Below are 15,874 nucleotides of genomic sequence, written 5' to 3' on the forward strand. Positions count from 1 at the left end.
GAAAGTGAAATTTACCAAAGAAGATCCAAGTAGCTATAATGAGCTGTCAAAATACATTGATGATGATAAACTGCTAGAGATTCTTATACAGCATAATCCTAAAAACGACTTCGTGCAAATGGCAGGGAGCGCAAATCAGCACAAAGAGCTAGATACTTATCTTGGCGTGATTAATAAAGATATGGAGCATATTGCTAAAAATACTGAAATGAATATCAGTGAAAAGGTGCTTTTAGCGAATGATCAAAGTATCAATACCCGTATTGCTCAAGCACGATATGCACAAAGCCGCTTTGCTTTAAGCCCGATAAAACTTGCAAGTAATGATGAAAAAGATGTGGCTTTGGCACTTGGGGCGATTAAAAGTATGAGAGAGAAAAATAGTGCGTGGCTTAGTATGGGAGCTGGGGCGTTTATGCAAGGGGGAGATAATAAGGCAAATTTGAGCTTTTATAGCACAAATGTTGGCTATGATAGGTTGTTTAATATAGGCGATGATGAGCTGATATTTGGCGTTATGGCTGGGTTTGGCGGGTCAAATTATAGTGCGTCATCTTTGAGTGATAATGCGATGGTTATGAATCTTGGGCTTTATGGGCTGTATCAAACAGGCAAACACGAGATACAAAGTAACCTATCTGTTAGCTCTATTAGCGGGGATAGGAGTGTGCAAGGGATTCTAGGTGGTGAAAAGGCAAAGGCAGATTCTCTAGGGCTACTCTCGCATAGCTATTATAAATACCGCTTTTTGCTAAAAGAGACAGATAGTTTTGAATCTATGCTTAAACCGGTGGGGCTTTTTAGTATCGGCTATAATGGCATTGGCGAGTATAGGGGGACAAACTACGCACAACAGGCGTTTAATGCCTTTTAATGTGGGCTTGGGTGCTGGGGTGGAATATGCCCTTGTGGGTAAGAAAACTTCCTATACTTTTTCACTTTTGGCTAAGCAAAATGTGTATAGCTCGGCTAATCAAATCTTTGTAACTTTGAGTAACGCCCAAAACTTTATCGGCTATGAGATTAACCCCACAGCTTTGACCTTTCAGCTTGGCTTTGTGGGGACAAAGCAGTTTGATAAAGGCTTTGCGTTGCAATATGGGCTTACGGGTATGAGTGATATACAAGGCGGATTTGGCGGTAAGGGCGATATAAGGCTTGAGTATAAATTTTAGGGATTTTGGGGAGCAAGGGAGTGGAGCGACTTACGCTTAAAGTATATCTTTAAGCGTGTAAAATTAAATCGCGTGAAACGCAAACCTATAAAAGCGTTGTAGGGGGTGAGCGACACGATTGCGAACGATATATAAGGGGGAGCGAGTGGCACGACCACGAGCCGACTTCGCATTCGTGCGTAAGCACTAATCCACACTTGTAAATTCAAGCCCCTCCCCCTTATAAGAATAAAAAAAACAAACAAAAAATAAAACATTTCACTGCAATTTTTTAAGAAAAACTCACAATAATAACTTTAAGATTGTAAAAATGGCGTAGAATAAGGTGCTTAAAAAGTGGAAAAGCTAAGATGATAAAGGATAGGGAATGCAGAACTATCAGGTAAGAATCTACTTTGAAGATACGGATTGTGGGCAGATTGTCTATCATACAAACTATATAAAATATTGCGAGCGGGCAAGGAGTGAGCTATTTTTTTCTCAAGGGTTAAAGCCATTTGTGGGGAAAAGTGGCTTTGTGCTAAAAAGTCTTAAGGCGGATTTTTGCTCTAGTGCTAGGCTTGGGGATTTGCTAGAGGTAAGAAGTGAGCTAAAAGAGATGAAAAATGCTTCTGTGATAATGCAACAAGATATTTATAGAATCTACAATGCCTTAGAGAATAGGCAATGTGATGAGCTTGTGTTTAAGGGCGAGATTACACTTGCGTTTGTTGATGTGAAAAATGGGAAGATTACCAAGATTCCAAAGCAAATGCGTGAAGTGCTTGTTTAAGCTTAAGGGGAGTAAGAATGAATCTTGATTTACAAAAGCCAAATATTACTTATCCGTGTAAGTGGGAGTATCGCATTATAGGGAAAGATGAGAAAAAGCTACGGGAGATTATTTTTGAGATTATGCCGCGTGAATATGAGATAAAGTTTGGTAAGAACTCCGCACAAGGACATTATGTGAGCTTGTATGTAGAGCTTGTGGTGCAAAGCGAAAATGAACGCAATGAGATTTTTAGTGCGTTACAAAAAAGCCAAGAAGTCAAAATGGTGCTATAAGGGACTAAAGTGAGATTTGGTAAGATTTCTTATTTGAATCTTTTGCCTTTTGATGTGTTTATTAAAAAATATCCCACACCTTGTTATTTTAAGACTTTTTTGGGGCTTAGGAAGTCCTATCCTGCGAGATTGAATAAGGATTTTTTGAGAAAGCGTATTGATGCGGGGTTTATCTCATCTATTGCTGGATATGAATCTATGCGTTTAAATAAGGCTACAAATGCGGGGATTATCGCTAGGGGTGCGGTGTGGAGCGTAATAGCTATACATAAAGGGCAAAAAGATGACTATCAATCCGCTTCATCAAATGCTTTAGCCAAGGTGTTAGATGTGAAGGGGGAGATTCTCATCGGTGATAGGGCATTAGCCTATAAGCTAGGACATAATGAAAATAGCTATACAGATTTGGGGCAGAAGTGGTGGGAGGCTCATCATCTAGGCTTTAGCTTTGGGCGGCTGTGTTTTAACAAAAATGCGAAGTTTTACACAACAATGGCTCAAAGCTTTGTCAATAAACGCATAAAGATTCCACACTATATTTTGCAACAAAGGGCAGTAGAATCTGGTATTGCTAAAAAGGACATTTTGGCATATTTGGAGCATATCCATTACAAAATAGGCAAAAAGGAAAAACTCGCCCTTAGTCGTTTCTATGCTAAACTCCGCTTGAAAGGCATAAAAAAGCCAAGCCGTTTTTAAAAAGCTTTGGTTATCACTTCTTAGTTATAATGCCAAGCTTTAATCAAAGTAAGATTTTAAAATTCCAAAGCAAAAGGGTATGTGTGAAAAAAACTCTCGTTATCGCACAAGGTGATATAGCAAAGATTTTCCTTGATAGTATTTTGGATAAATATTTTAGCAATGATTATTATATTGTCATCTCAAAAGATATGTGCTTTATCCCGGAGAAAATCCCAAGCTCATTTGAATTTCATACTTTTGACTATACTTCTAGCTTTAGGATTTCACAAGTTTATAATGAAGAGATTTATAATATTTTTCTTGTGCTTGATGATGAGAGTGAGATTCTAGCTACTTATGAGATTTTAAGAGAGTTAAATAAAAAGACACGCATTGTTACTTCCCTTGCGTTAGAGAAGCACACACAAGCGATGAAAGATGATAAAAATCTTATTGTGTTAAATCAAAGGCAGATTATCGCTAACAAATTTATTGAGCGATTGCCAAATGTCCCGCTTATCCCGCGTAGCTTTGGCTTGGGGCAGGGGGAGATTATGGAAGTGGGTGTGCCTTCTGGCAGTATTTTTGCCTATCGGCATATAGGCTCAATCCAGCAGAGAAAATGGCGGATAGTGGGCGTGTATAGACGCGGGGAGTTGCTTTTAAGCTCACATTCTGTGGTGATTCAGCCAAATGATAGTTTGCTAATTGTGGGTGATCCAAAAATGCTCAACGATGTGTATATGCAGATTAAAAGTGATATTGGGCAGTTTCCCGCACCTTTTGGACGCGATATATTTTTGTATGTGGATATGTCGCTATCAAATGAGCATAGAATCTACAATGATGTGCAAAATGCCCTTTTTCTTAATGAGAAGCTTAAAAACAACAAGCTTTTCATACATATTTTGAAGCCTAGCAATTTTGATTTGCTTGATAAAATCAGGGCTTTAGAATCTAAAAGCGTTGAAGTGCGTGTGGATTACACAAATGCAAGTTTTAGAGAGAGAATTGCTAAAGATTCACAAAAACGCTTTGGGTTAGTTATTATCAATCAAGATATTTTTGCTTCACGCAGAAACCGCAGGGCTTTGTTTGAGTTGTCTATTCCGGTAATGAAAACAGGCTGGGAGCATATAGATGAGTGTAAAAAAAGCTTTGTGGTGTTAAGTGAAAATATGGCAAATACTGAAAATGTCGCTTCTGTGGTGTTTGATATATCAAAGCAGTTAAATTTAGAAGTTGATGTGTATGACTATGACACAGATGGCTCATACCATAATGAAATTATGCAAAGCTATGAGGAACTCTCTAGAATCTATGAACGCAAGCTTAACACCATACAAACAGATTCTAAAAATCCTATCTCTTATATCCAAGATAGCTTTACACCCTATTTGTGTTTTGTGCCTTTTGAACGCAATATTGCAAAAACAAAGACTTTTGCCTTTACTTCAACAGATGTGCATAAAATCGCCTCTATGAATAATAAAAATCCTCAAATTTTTATCCCACTTCCCCAAAAACAAGGCTCATAATGACAACATTGCAGATACAAACACCGCATTCTACCTATCCTATCCATATAGGCAAACTCCCTACAATCGCCCACGCCCACAAGGTGCTGATAGTCTCAAATCCCAAAGTAGCGGGATTATATCTCTCTCAAGTATTACAAAGCCTTGAATCTAAAGAAGTGTATGTGTGTATTGTGCCTGATGGGGAGCAGTATAAAAATATGCAAAGTGTAGAGTATATCCTTGAATGTGCGTTTTCTCATAGGCTTGATAGAAAATCGCTGATGATTGCCTTAGGTGGTGGTGTCATAGGCGATATGGTGGGCTTTGTGAGTGGAATCTATCAACGCGGAATTGACTTTATACAGATTCCTACGACTTTGCTTTCTCAAGTAGATGCGTCTGTGGGTGGCAAAACGGGCATTAATAATGAGTTTGGCAAGAATCTTATAGGGCTTTTTCATCAGCCAAAGGCGGTGTATATTGATCCATATTTTTTACAGACTTTGCCTTCACGCGAGTTTGGGGCTGGAGTGGCAGAGATTATAAAAATGGCGGTGTGCTTTGATAGGGAGTTTTTTACATATTTGCAAAATCACACCTTGAATCTGCAAGATACGCAAAGCCTTGTATATGCTATCACTCAAGCAGTGAGTATTAAGGCAAAGGTAGTGAGTAGCGATGAAAAGGAAAAGGGCATTAGGGCGGCGTTAAACTACGGGCATACCTTTGGACATATTATTGAAAATCTTACGGATTATAAGCGGTATTTGCACGGCGAGGCGGTGAGCATTGGTATGTGTATGGCAAATGCACTCTCTTATGAGTTAGGATTCTTACAAGCCGATGAGATGGAAGCGATAAAAAATCTGCTTGAAAAATATAATCTACCGACATTTTTTGAAATCAGCGATGTGCTGGACTTTTATGAAAAATTTTATTTGGATAAAAAGAGCTCAGATTCTAAGATTATGTTTATTTTGCCAAAGGGGCTTGGCGATGTGGCTTTGTGTGAAGATGTGCCAAAGCAAAAGGTGCTTAAGATTCTAAGTGGGTTTGAAAAATGAAAAAAGTCTTTGTGTTATTTGTGCTGTGGCTGTGCTGTTGTGCGGTGCTACTAGCGGAAAAACAGCAAACTTCAAAGCAAGAGCAAAGACAGGATTTTAGAATAACACAACTCCACAAAGAGCTAGAAGCTATTGATACGAAGTTTGAAAGCAGTGAGAATGTGTGGCTAAAGCATTATGTGAGCTTGGAAAATTATAATGAGATTACAAATGAGATTACCGCACTTCAAAAGGAGCTAGAATCTTTTCATACAAATCCCCCGCGTTCGCTAACCCATCGCCTTGAGACATTGCAAAGGCAGCAGGACTTACTCAAAGAATATGCTAAACACCCTTATGGCTCACTGCTAGAAGCCAAAAATATGGAAGAGATTCCACAAATTACAAATCCCTTTTTAATCCTATCGGGCTATTCTTTTATCAAACAAATTGATGAGCAGAAAAACGCCCTTGTGGCAAACCAAGAGAGTTTAGAATCTTTGCTAGAGCTTGTAAGGGAAAAATATAGAATCTTAAATCAGCTCTCTTTTGTGGATAAATCTGTTGCGGTGGCAGATAAGATTGTGCGGATTCAAACAATGCTAGAGGAGCTAGAGGGCGCACAAAGGATTCTAGCTACTTCTATGGATCTTTATAATCAAGAATCCCAAAGCACAATTTTAAAACTTAAAAATCAAATCAAAGCACAATTTTTAAAGACAATATATATTGGTGTAGCCGTGCTGATTACGATACTTTTAGCTTTTTTATTAAAACTCACTTTACGCAAATATATCCTTGATACGGATAGAATCTACACCGCAAGTAAGGTTATAAACTTTTTAAATATTACTATTATCGTGCTTATTTTGCTTTTTGCCTATATGGAGAATGTCAGCTATCTCGTAGCGATTGTGGGCTTTGCCTCGGCTGGTTTGGCTATTGCTATGAAAGATTTATTTATGAGTGTGCTTGGGTGGTTTGTAATTGTCCTAGGTGGAAGTGTGCACGTAGGTGATAGGGTGCGTGTATGTAAAGATGGCAGTATTTATGTGGGCGATGTGCTTGATATTTCAATGCTTAGAATTACTATTTTTGAAGATGTAACGCTTACAAGCTATATGGAAAATCGCCGTGCTGGACGCATTATCTTTATCCCAAATAATTATATTTTTACAACGATGTTTGCTAACTACACGCACGGAGGGCTAAAAACCGTGTGGGATGGGATAGACTTTACCATCACTTTTGATAGCAATTACAAAAAAGCCCTTAAAATCGCCACAGACACGGGCAAAAAATACGCTAAAGGCTATACAGAAATGGTGCGACAGCAGGTGCATCGTATGCGTGATAAATATTCTTTGAGAAATCCAAACTTGGAAGTAAGAAGCTATTGTATGATTGAGCCAAATGGGCTTAGAATCTCTATGTGGTATCAAACAAACGCCTATGCGACTTTAGCGTTGCGTAGCACCATTTCAGGCGAGATAATGGAGCAGATTCTTAAAGAAGATGATATACGCATTGCTTACCCCACAAGCAAGGTTATCACTTCAGCAAATGATGGTATTGGCAATAAGGATAAAAAGATTGATGAAGCAAATGTGGAGAATCTTGCCCTGCTTGGTGGGGTGGTGGCGGATTCTAAAGATAATGTGTAGATTCTAGGGGGTAAAGTAGATTCTAGGGAGACATAAAGGAGACATTAAAGGAGCGTTATGAGTGCATTGAAAGAAGTAAAAAAAGTATATTTTAAAACCTTTGGTTGTCGTACAAATTTCTTTGATACGCAGGTGATGAAAAGTAACTTAGGGCAGTTTGAATGCGTGGAGTGTGAGAGCGAAGCGGATATTGTGATTGTGAATTCCTGCACGGTAACAAATGGGGCAGATGCTGGTGTGCGTGGCTATTTGCATAAAATGCGAGATTTAAATAAAAAGGTGTATTTTACAGGCTGTGGCGTTGGCACAAGGGGGCAGGAAGTCTTTTCACAGAATCTTGCTTATGGGGTGTTTGCCCATAGTTTTAAGGAAAATATCAGCGAGTTACTTCACAATAAAGAGCGGTTTTTTCATAAAGAAGATAGCCCGGAGCATATTGATAGTACGATTGTAACCGAGTTTGCAGGGAAGTCAAGAGCGTTTTTGAAGATTCAAGAGGGCTGTGATTTTGCGTGTAGCTATTGTATTATCCCTAGTGTGCGAGGCAAGGCGAGATCATACCCAAAGGATAAGATTTTAAAGCAGATTCTTACTTTAGCTGAATCTGGCATTAGCGAAGTGGTGCTAACAGGCACAAATGTGGGGAGCTATGGCAGGGATTTAGATTCTAATCTAGCAGGGCTTATAAGAGAGATTTATAATCTAGGGGTGTTAAGGCGTTTGCGTATAGGTAGCCTTGAGCCTAGTCAAATTGATAGTGAGTTCAAAGAAGTGCTAGAGCTGCCTATAATGGAGAAGCATTTGCATATTGCTTTGCAACATACAAGCGATACAATGCTAGAGATTATGAATAGGCATAATCGTGTGGAGAGTGATTTGGAGCTTTTTAATTATTTCGCTCAAAAAGGCTTTTGCTTGGGGAGTGATTTTATCGTGGGGCATCCGGGGGAGAGTGAATCGGTGTGGGAAGAGGCATTAGCAAATTTTAAGCTTTTTCCACTCACACATTTGCACCCCTTTGTATATAGCAAACGCGATGGCACAAAATCTAGTGAGATGAAAAATGACATTAAAGGCGATGTGAGTAAGCAAAGATTGCATACGCTTAAAGACATTGTGGCACAAAATAATGTTGCATTTAGAAAAGCCCATAAGGCTCCGCTTAATGTGCTGTGTGAAAGCAAAATAGAATCTAGTAATACAGAATCTAGCAAGGGCTTTGTCTATACTGGGCTAGATGAATTTTTTAATCGTATGCGATTTGAGAGTGAAAAGGATAATCTTATCGGGCAGTGGCTGACTTTTAAGGACTATGATATAGCAATGGAGCAGAATAATGGCAAAATCTAAAAGTTTGATTATAGGGCTTATAGGGCTTGTGCTTGTTATCGCACTAGGCTTGGTGCTGGTATTAAAAGATAATGTAGAACTTGTGAGTGCTAAGGAGGCGGAGCGTTTGCTTACAAATCAAAGCGTGAGTGATATTATCTATGATACACAATATATTTATTTTACACTTGAAAACAAGCGGTATAAGGCTTATGAGCAGGGCTTAGATTCTAAACTATGGGCGTTAGATAAACCTGTAACAATCAAAAATCAGCATTTTTTTAGTGAGATTTTGGGCGATCTTGGCATAGTGATTGTGCTAGTTTTGGGTTTAGCGGTGCTGTTTCAAGCATTGCGATTATTGTTTAAAAAGCCAAAAATGCGTGAAAACAAAAGGGCGGAGTTTTTGCGTGAAAGCGAAACACCTGTGGAATCGTCTGTATCTCTTGGTGTGCAAACATATATGCCTTTAGATTCTGGAGTGAGATTTAAAGATGTTGCTGGGATTAGTGAAGTTAAAGAGGAGTTATTAGAAATTATTGATTATCTTAAAAATCCTAGATTCTATCAGGATTTAGGCATAGCTCTGCCTAAGGGAGTGTTACTTGTAGGACCGCCGGGTGTGGGAAAAACGATGATTGCTAAGGCTGTGGCGGGGGAAGCAGGGGTGCCGTTTTTCTATCAAAGTGGCTCTAGCTTTGTGCAGATTTATGCAGGAATGGGTGCTAAACGCGTAAGAGAGCTATTTTTAAAAGCAAAGGCAAATGCACCGAGCATTGTATTTATTGATGAGATTGATGCGGTGGGGAAAGCAAGGGGCAATACTAGGAGTGATGAGCGTGAAGCGACACTCAATCAGCTTTTAACCGAAATGGACGGATTTGAAGATTCAAGTGGGGTGATTGTGATTGCCGCGACAAACAAGATTGAAGTGCTAGATGAGGCGTTATTAAGGAGTGGGCGGTTTGATAGACGCATTTATGTGGAATTGCCTAATTTACAGGAGCGAGAATCTATTTTGGAGCTGTATTTGCGTGGCAAAAAGCATAGCCTAGATATTCATCACATTGCGCGTTTGTGCGTGGGCTTTAGCGGGGCGGCATTAGCGGCATTGGTTAATGAGAGTGCGTTAAATGCACTGCGACATAAACGACAAGAGATAACACAGGAAGATATTTTGGCGACAAAAGATAAGGTGCTTGTGGGGAAAAAGAAGGCGTTGAGTTTGAGCGAGAAAGAAAAGGAGATTCTAGCTATTTATCAAGGGGCAAAGGCGTTGAGTGCGTATTGGCTAGAGGTTGATTTTGATAAGATTGGGCTTGTGGGGGAGAGCTTTAAGCAGGTGGATAAGGAATTGATTAGCAAACAAGAGCTTATGAGTAAGATTAAGGTGGCATTAGCTGGGAATATTGCCACAAAGCTTATTTATCAGCAAAGTTTTAGCAATGCGAAAGATGATGTGGCTAGGGCAAAAGAGATTGCTACGCAGATGTGTGCGGAATATGGTATGGCGGAGCGACTTTTGGGCGATGTGAGCGATGTGGCGTATATCTTAGACACAGCACAAAAGGAAATGAGCGAGTTTCTTACAAATGCTAAGCCCTTGCTTGAAAAAGTGGCAAGGGAGCTTTTGAGTAAGGAGCGTTTGAGTAAAGAAGAGATAAAAGCCATTTATGAAGCAAGTTTGTGAAAGTGCCAATCAGGCTGGGGCTAGAATCCTAGAGCAGATTCTAGCAAGAGCGGGGCTAAACCCTTATGTGATTATAGGCTATGGGGCGTTTGGCTTGTCTCCCCGTGTGGATTCAGCAAAAAGGGCGGTGGAGCGGACATTAGAGCGTTTGGAAAAATATGGGGAGCATAGGCAAACAAAGGGGGCGACACAAAAGATTCTAAGAGTACAGAATCTTATACTTTTTGCCCCACCGCTTGAACTGCATAGTTTGCTTAGTTTAGTGGATTCAAATGTGGATATAGACATATATATGGGGCGTGAAAGCAGTATAGAATCTATGGAGCTTTTTGCGAGTTGCGGTGTTGTGAGATATTATAAGCATTGTAAATTTATGTAACAACTTAAGGAAAAATTCTACTTTTCTTCTTTTATCTTTTAAGATTCAGCCAACCAAAAAAAAATAGAATGCCATTTTGCAAACTAATTTGCAAATAATTTTTACAAGGAGTTTGTATGATAAAAAGTGCAAAATGGATTGCCATTGTGGCGGTTGTGGCGTTAGGATTTGGAGGGTGTGCAACGATTTCAAATCAAACAAAACAAAGAGTGGCTATTACAACAAGTAATGGTCAAGTTGTTGTTGCTACGATTAATGGGACAAAGGTGAATCTGCCCGGTGAAGTTAAAATATCCCGTGCTAAAGGTGCCGTTGTAGAAGTGCGTGGGCAGGATAATTCGTGCTATGAAAGCACACAGCTCGTCATTGCTGGTAAAAACAAAATGAGCGGTTGGTTCTGGGGCAATATTCTTTGGGGTGGGACAACAGGCTCTACCACAGATGCTATTACCGGTGGTATGTGGAGTTATAGTAATCCTAACTTTATCGTGCCTGTGGAGAAAAAAGCAAATTGTAAAAGCTAAATTTGCTTTTTTGCTTGTATAAAATGGTAGCGAGAATCTTATTGTTTTTGCTACTTGTTCTTGTTCCGCAATATACTTTTGGGTTAAGCCCTTTAGATTCTACGCTTAATTCTAAAGGGGATTTAACCTACACCAAAGATTCTTATTCGCTTTATTCTATTGCTTCGCTTTCTCAGTGGAAAAAGCTTTTACATTATCGCGGTAAAACATCGCTTATAAGGCAGGATTCTGGATTTTTTCTCTCTCCGCTGGGTGCGATAAATCCCCAAGCCGAGCTTCTTTCAACACTTCAGGCATTTGGCATTGATGTAGAATCTGCTCATACAAACACAACAAATACTTCATCTTTTTTATGTTCTTATCCTGCAAGATCAATGTTTTTATCGCGGTTTTTTCCACAATTAAAAGAGATGGTTAAAACAACGCATTGTGCGGAATATGAAGAGTTCTTGGAGATTGTGCCAAGCGATAGAATTTCACTCATTTTTGCTGCGGAGAGTGATATATATCCGGGCTCGGCTATGGGGCATATTTTTCTAGCTTTAGAGGGGGAAGCAAAGGCGGATTTACACAAAACATTTAAGGGGAGAAGTGATTTACACATACAAAAAGGGCAGTATTTGGGCTATTCATTAAGCTTTTTTGCTAATGCGGAGCTTGGGCTTAATCCTATTATGTATTTTCGGGCATTAATGGGGAATCTTGGTGGTATTTATGCGTTGCAACCACTTGATAATAATACATTTGAATATCTTGAAAATGAAAAGCGGAGCTTGTGGAAGCTAGGACTAAAGCTAGATTTAGAATCTAAGGCTTTGCTTTTGGCACATTTATGGGAGCTTAAAGATATTCCTGTGGAGTATGCTTTCATCACACATAATTGTAATGACGCTTTAAAAAGTGTGTTAAGTGTGGCAAATGAGGCATTTGATACACAAAAGTTAAAACCATATCAAACGCCTGTGGAGTATCTTAAGAGCTTGGAAAATGCGGGGCTTTTGGACAATGTGAGCGTGGAGATTCCACAGGGGAAAAAGGCTTTTAGCGATAAATATGGTTATAATGAAATCTTAAAAGCGCGTGATAGTGCAAAATTCTCATTAAGCTATGAATCTAGGGCTAGTCATTCAATGATGGGTATGTATTTTTCGCCTATTTATGCTGATATAACAAATGCAAACAATGCTTACAAAGAGTTGATAGAATCTCGCCTTATGAGTGTAAAGGGCTATGTGAATCTTGAGAATAGCTCCATTTTTATTGATAAAATAGAAGCGTTGCATTTGTTTTCGGTAGCAGATTCATACCGCACGAAGAGCTTATCAAAATATATTGATGTGAGTTTTGAAAATCCATTTGATGAAATCACACATACACGCTTAAAGCCCAAGCTTTCATTTGGAGCCGGGTTTGGTAGCTATGTGGGTAATTTGAGTGTGTATCTTTTACCGCTTGTGGGCTATGACTATGTGAAAAATCATAACGCATTTGTAGATATACATTTTGGGATTGTGGGGAGATTTGAGAAGCTAAGGCTTATTGGCAATTATGATTATTTTATAGATATTACCAATCAAAGGGGCTATACACAGCAAGCAAGCGGCTTTGTGGGGTTTAATGTTTATAAGCAGTGGGATTTTTACGCACAAATACAATGGCTAGATACTTTCAAATACGGCGATTATGTGAGTTGGCAAAGTGGCGTTAGCGTGAATTTTTAATGCTTTGCATTTCATCTAGTCTTGTGAAAAAGTAATGTGTGATAAGGAGAATCTGCAATGGCATAAGGAAAAAATTAAAAAACGGCACATAGTTTAAGAGATAAGCGCTTAGGGCGTAGGCGTGATTTGTAAAAAAACGCGTTTGGTTGATATATTGAAATTTAGATTCTTCCATACTCGAGCTACCCACATCATAAAAAGTTGTCTTTTTAAAAAACAAATACCACACGATAAACAATGCAAAAGAGCCAAGCAGTGAGCCAATAAATGGCACAAGATATAGCAGAAGTGAGATAAGGGCTAAAAACGCAAAAAGCAAAAAATTTTTAATAAACACAAGAATACACTCAAGCAGTGAGCCAAACTCCGCCTTTGGTAAGTGGGGGTAGCTTTTTACCCGCACATATTCCACGATAAAGGGCGTGTAGAAAATGGAAAAAAGCATATTTGTAAGCAAAATCGCTATAAGAAAAAAGATTCCAAACAAAGTATAAAGAGCAAAGGATAGGCTAAAATGGATAATGCCATTTAAAATGCTTTGTGCCGTGCCTTGTGTATTGAGCCAATCGGGCATAAAGCCTAAAAGCATTTGTGAAAGATAGGTGTAAATTTCATTGCCAAAAATATAAAGCACACCGCCCCAAAGCATAATGCCAAAGAGTGCGGGGAAAAGGGTGAGTGTTAGAATCTTAGCGAAAAAAAAGTCGTTGATACTTTTGCCAAAGAGTGTAAATAAAGAAGGTGTCATAAAGCAGTCCGCATAGTTAAGGTTTCACGCTTATTGCTTGATACCAAGCAGGGTTTCTATCATACGATCAATAGTTGTGATGACTTTAGCATTTGCCGCATAGCCGCCTTGGAATTTAATGAGATTTACCATTTCTTCATCAAGGCTTACTTGCGAGATGGCTAAATGCTCCTTTTTCACAGCGGATAGGACAGAATCTTTAGTCTCTTTTGTGCGTTGTGCGGCTTCGGTTTGGTTTGCCACGCGTCCGGCTAGGAATTGAAAATACTCTGGGATTCTCATCTGCTTTTTTTCATACTTATTGACATAAAAATCTACATCATCATATTGGAGCTGTTGCATCATATTTGCCACATCAAAGTTCCCATTTACAGGGGTTAGCCAAGGGCGTATAAGCGTGGCATCTTTAGCATATTCTTGATTTAAGGCAATATCGTGTGCGTCTTCTCCATTAAAAAACTTATTTAGTCCAAAAGCCCCGGTGAAATTACTGCCATTATCCTGAATCGCCACATACAAGCCTTGCGATGGATTCTTTGATAGGATACTAAACTCCTTTGTGCCATTATCATAATACGCGCGAAAATAGTCATCAACATCATTTAGGGCGTTATTATCATTATTATCATCGGTGTTTTCATTAATAGCTTTTACCACATCGTGCATTGTGGTGATTCTATCAATAGTGATGGTTTTGCGTGCAATTTCTTCACCCTGTGTGCTATATACAACAACATCAAAACTTCCCTCTTTAATATTATAGTTGCTATCTACAAGGGCATTCAAGCTCCACACATCAAGCTTATCACTGCGGATTTGCGTTGCCGCACTTTGTGAATAAATGCTATTTGTCGCTTCAATAAAGCCTTTTGCGAAAATATCCAAATGATTGATATAATCTTGAATCTTACCTACTCTTGTGCCATCTGCCCCGGAATTATATAGGCTAATGAGTGAGCCGGCTTTGCCCTGCACGATTTTATCTGTGATTTCAACGGTTTTGAAATCATCGCCTTGAAAATATACGCGGTTTAAATTGAGATGATTATCATCTTTTTTAAGCACAATGGGGTGATACATCGCCCCATCAACGATATTAAAACCAAAACCGATATTTAACACATACTCATCATCAAAATCCGCAAGTTTTGGGTGTATGGAAGCGTTAGAATCTAGATGATTTTTAAAGACATTTGCCCCTACGAGCGTTTGGAGATTGTATTCTAGCTCATCGCGTCTATCGCGTAATTCATTGGCTTGTTTTAACTCTCTTTGGTCTTCCATTTCTTTGAGTTTGCCATTAATGTGGGCGATTTCTTTGGCAATACGATTAACTTCATTAATCGTTACTTCAAGCTCTTCACTTGCTTTTTGTTGTAATCGCACAAGCCTAGCTCTTGTGTCTTTAATATTTGTGCTAAGCACTTGGGAGTTTTTAGCAAGGACTTGCTTTTGAGCTGGGTCTGTGGAGTTTTTAGCTAGGTCTTTCCACGAGTTAAAATACTCTTCTAAGTCATTGTAGATTCCCACACCATCAACTTCGGGGAAAAAGGCTGAAGCTTCACGCAAGGTTGTGAAATGCGTATCATAGTATTGTGCTTCTTCTGCGGCTTTGCGGTAGCGATTAAAGACAAATTCATCGTGGATTCTTTGAATCGTCTCTACACTCACACCCCTGCCGAGATTATAATCTTGAAAATATAGAGGTTTTTCTGGGCGGACAAGCACGCGTTGGCGACTATAAAACTCATCACTTGCATTTGAGATGTTATTACCTGTTACATCAACCATAAGTTGATGGGCTTGTAAGCCTGTGTAGGAAGTATTGAGAGATGAGAGAATGCCGCCCATAATCTAGCCTATGCCTGAATCTTAAGAATATGGCTTTGTGGGCGGTTATGCCCGTAGCCATTGTTTTCGTGTGGGATAACCCTTTGGATAAGGGAGTTATAAAACTCCGCCACAGCAAACACACTTCGTGCGTAATTGGCATTAAGGGTTTTTAGCTCTTCTAACTTTGCACGCATTGTATCAAGCAATATGCTAGTTTCTTCGCTCAAAAGATCTTGGAGTGATTTATGTGGATTTTTTTCACAAAGTAAAAGCATTTCTTGTTGCAAGAGCGATTTTTTGTTTTCAAATTCTTTTACAAGAGAATCCTTTTGTTCTACTCTAGCAAAAATCGCTTCGTGGTTTGCCACCTGAATGTCGGCGTTATCAAGTTGTGTTAATTCTATGAGTGCTTCTAAATCAGCGATCGCGCCATTAATATAAGTGTGTAGCATAGCCTAATCCTTCAAAGATCCATTGTCTAACCTGCTTTTTTAGACAAACAAGCCACAATGGATAGAGT

The 15,874-nt window shown here is 39.1% G+C and carries 17 protein-coding genes; 13 read left to right on the forward strand and 4 right to left on the reverse strand.

What is annotated here, in order from left to right; all coding sequences use genetic code 11:
- Positions 1-4 precede the first annotated feature (4 nt).
- On the forward strand, positions 5-874 hold the full coding sequence (locus tag LS74_RS05755; RefSeq protein WP_034588808.1) for an autotransporter outer membrane beta-barrel domain-containing protein: 870 nt from the start codon (positions 5-7) through the stop codon (positions 872-874).
- Positions 864-1,175, forward strand: coding sequence for a hypothetical protein (locus tag LS74_RS05760; protein WP_138128906.1), 312 nt, complete (start codon positions 864-866; stop codon positions 1,173-1,175). The genes LS74_RS05755 and LS74_RS05760 overlap by 11 nt, the downstream gene beginning before the upstream one ends.
- On the opposite strand, the gene LS74_RS05765 is transcribed toward LS74_RS05760, so the two are convergent.
- Positions 1,172-1,384: a hypothetical protein gene (locus LS74_RS05765; RefSeq protein WP_138128908.1), complete on the reverse strand. Its 213-nt coding sequence runs from the start codon at positions 1,382-1,384 to the stop codon at positions 1,172-1,174. The two genes, LS74_RS05760 and LS74_RS05765, sit on opposite strands and share 4 nt — an antisense overlap.
- A 158-nt stretch (positions 1,385-1,542) precedes the next feature.
- Between LS74_RS05765 and LS74_RS05770 the strand changes: the two genes are divergently transcribed.
- The 11 genes from LS74_RS05770 (at position 1,543) to LS74_RS05820 (ending at position 12,773) form a co-directional block, all read left to right on the forward strand.
- Positions 1,543-1,947, forward strand: coding sequence for an acyl-CoA thioesterase (locus LS74_RS05770; protein WP_034587042.1), 405 nt, complete (start codon positions 1,543-1,545; stop codon positions 1,945-1,947).
- A 17-nt stretch (positions 1,948-1,964) separates the two neighbouring features.
- Positions 1,965-2,222: an HP0495 family protein gene (locus LS74_RS05775; RefSeq protein WP_034587044.1), complete on the forward strand. Its 258-nt coding sequence runs from the start codon at positions 1,965-1,967 to the stop codon at positions 2,220-2,222.
- 9 nt (positions 2,223-2,231) lie between these two features.
- Entirely contained in the window at positions 2,232-2,921 is a 690-nt protein-coding gene (locus tag LS74_RS05780; RefSeq protein WP_034587046.1) for an MqnA/MqnD/SBP family protein, read from the forward strand.
- Positions 2,922-3,004: 83 nt separating this feature from the next.
- Positions 3,005-4,441 carry a COG3400 family protein gene (locus LS74_RS05785; RefSeq protein ID WP_034587048.1) on the forward strand — a complete coding sequence of 479 codons (1,437 nt, stop codon included), beginning with the start codon at positions 3,005-3,007 and terminating at the stop codon, positions 4,439-4,441.
- On the forward strand, positions 4,441-5,487 hold the full coding sequence (aroB, locus tag LS74_RS05790) for a 3-dehydroquinate synthase (protein ID WP_034587049.1): 1,047 nt from the start codon (positions 4,441-4,443) through the stop codon (positions 5,485-5,487). Before LS74_RS05785 ends, aroB begins: the two co-directional genes overlap by 1 nt.
- Positions 5,484-7,130: a mechanosensitive ion channel domain-containing protein gene (locus tag LS74_RS05795; RefSeq protein WP_034587050.1), complete on the forward strand. Its 1,647-nt coding sequence runs from the start codon at positions 5,484-5,486 to the stop codon at positions 7,128-7,130. Before aroB ends, LS74_RS05795 begins: the two co-directional genes overlap by 4 nt.
- A 66-nt stretch (positions 7,131-7,196) precedes the next feature.
- On the forward strand, positions 7,197-8,480 hold the full coding sequence (locus tag LS74_RS05800; RefSeq protein WP_407920974.1) for a MiaB/RimO family radical SAM methylthiotransferase: 1,284 nt from the start codon (positions 7,197-7,199) through the stop codon (positions 8,478-8,480).
- Positions 8,467-10,149 (forward strand): AAA family ATPase, encoded by a 1,683-nt coding sequence (locus LS74_RS05805; protein ID WP_034587053.1) that lies wholly within the window; start codon positions 8,467-8,469, stop codon positions 10,147-10,149. Before LS74_RS05800 ends, LS74_RS05805 begins: the two co-directional genes overlap by 14 nt.
- Positions 10,133-10,528: a hypothetical protein gene (locus tag LS74_RS05810; protein ID WP_034587055.1), complete on the forward strand. Its 396-nt coding sequence runs from the start codon at positions 10,133-10,135 to the stop codon at positions 10,526-10,528. The genes LS74_RS05805 and LS74_RS05810 overlap by 17 nt, the downstream gene beginning before the upstream one ends.
- 116 nt (positions 10,529-10,644) lie before the next feature.
- Positions 10,645-11,052, forward strand: coding sequence for a hypothetical protein (locus tag LS74_RS05815; RefSeq protein ID WP_034587057.1), 408 nt, complete (start codon positions 10,645-10,647; stop codon positions 11,050-11,052).
- A gap of 2 nt (positions 11,053-11,054) precedes the next feature.
- Entirely contained in the window at positions 11,055-12,773 is a 1,719-nt protein-coding gene (locus LS74_RS05820; RefSeq protein WP_034587059.1) for a lipoprotein N-acyltransferase Lnb domain-containing protein, read from the forward strand.
- Here the strand turns inward: LS74_RS05820 and LS74_RS05825 are convergent.
- Genes LS74_RS05825 through LS74_RS05835 form a run of 3 tightly spaced genes read right to left on the reverse strand, consistent with a single transcriptional unit; the run spans position 12,757 to position 15,806 of the window.
- Positions 12,757-13,521, reverse strand: coding sequence for an EI24 domain-containing protein (locus LS74_RS05825; protein ID WP_034587062.1), 765 nt, complete (start codon positions 13,519-13,521; stop codon positions 12,757-12,759). The two genes, LS74_RS05820 and LS74_RS05825, sit on opposite strands and share 17 nt — an antisense overlap.
- 30 nt (positions 13,522-13,551) lie before the next feature.
- Entirely contained in the window at positions 13,552-15,372 is a 1,821-nt protein-coding gene (gene flgK / locus LS74_RS05830) for a flagellar hook-associated protein FlgK (protein ID WP_138128912.1), read from the reverse strand.
- Positions 15,373-15,380: 8 nt separating this feature from the next.
- A complete protein-coding gene (locus LS74_RS05835) occupies positions 15,381-15,806 on the reverse strand; it encodes a hypothetical protein (RefSeq protein ID WP_034584843.1) in 426 nt (141 codons plus the stop codon).
- Positions 15,807-15,874 lie beyond the last annotated feature (68 nt).

This window comes from Helicobacter magdeburgensis, assembly GCF_000765825.2.
Lineage (GTDB): Bacteria > Campylobacterota > Campylobacteria > Campylobacterales > Helicobacteraceae > Helicobacter_C > Helicobacter_C magdeburgensis.

Excerpts from the sequence above, each read along its gene's own strand:
- LS74_RS05795 (WP_034587050.1), top strand. The coding sequence starts at position 5,484 with ATGAAAAAAGTCTTTGTGTTATTTGTGCTGTGGCTGTGCTGTTGTGCG.
- LS74_RS05760 (WP_138128906.1), top strand. The coding sequence starts at position 864 with ATGCCTTTTAATGTGGGCTTGGGTGCTGGGGTGGAATATGCCCTTGTG.
- flgK (WP_138128912.1), bottom strand. The coding sequence starts at position 15,372 with ATGGGCGGCATTCTCTCATCTCTCAATACTTCCTACACAGGCTTACAA.
- LS74_RS05810 (WP_034587055.1), top strand. The coding sequence starts at position 10,133 with ATGAAGCAAGTTTGTGAAAGTGCCAATCAGGCTGGGGCTAGAATCCTA.
- LS74_RS05775 (WP_034587044.1), top strand. The coding sequence starts at position 1,965 with ATGAATCTTGATTTACAAAAGCCAAATATTACTTATCCGTGTAAGTGG.
- LS74_RS05835 (WP_034584843.1), bottom strand. The coding sequence starts at position 15,806 with ATGCTACACACTTATATTAATGGCGCGATCGCTGATTTAGAAGCACTC.
- LS74_RS05825 (WP_034587062.1), bottom strand. The coding sequence starts at position 13,521 with ATGACACCTTCTTTATTTACACTCTTTGGCAAAAGTATCAACGACTTT.
- LS74_RS05815 (WP_034587057.1), top strand. The coding sequence starts at position 10,645 with ATGATAAAAAGTGCAAAATGGATTGCCATTGTGGCGGTTGTGGCGTTA.
- LS74_RS05805 (WP_034587053.1), top strand. The coding sequence starts at position 8,467 with ATGGCAAAATCTAAAAGTTTGATTATAGGGCTTATAGGGCTTGTGCTT.
- aroB (WP_034587049.1), top strand. The coding sequence starts at position 4,441 with ATGACAACATTGCAGATACAAACACCGCATTCTACCTATCCTATCCAT.
- LS74_RS05770 (WP_034587042.1), top strand. The coding sequence starts at position 1,543 with ATGCAGAACTATCAGGTAAGAATCTACTTTGAAGATACGGATTGTGGG.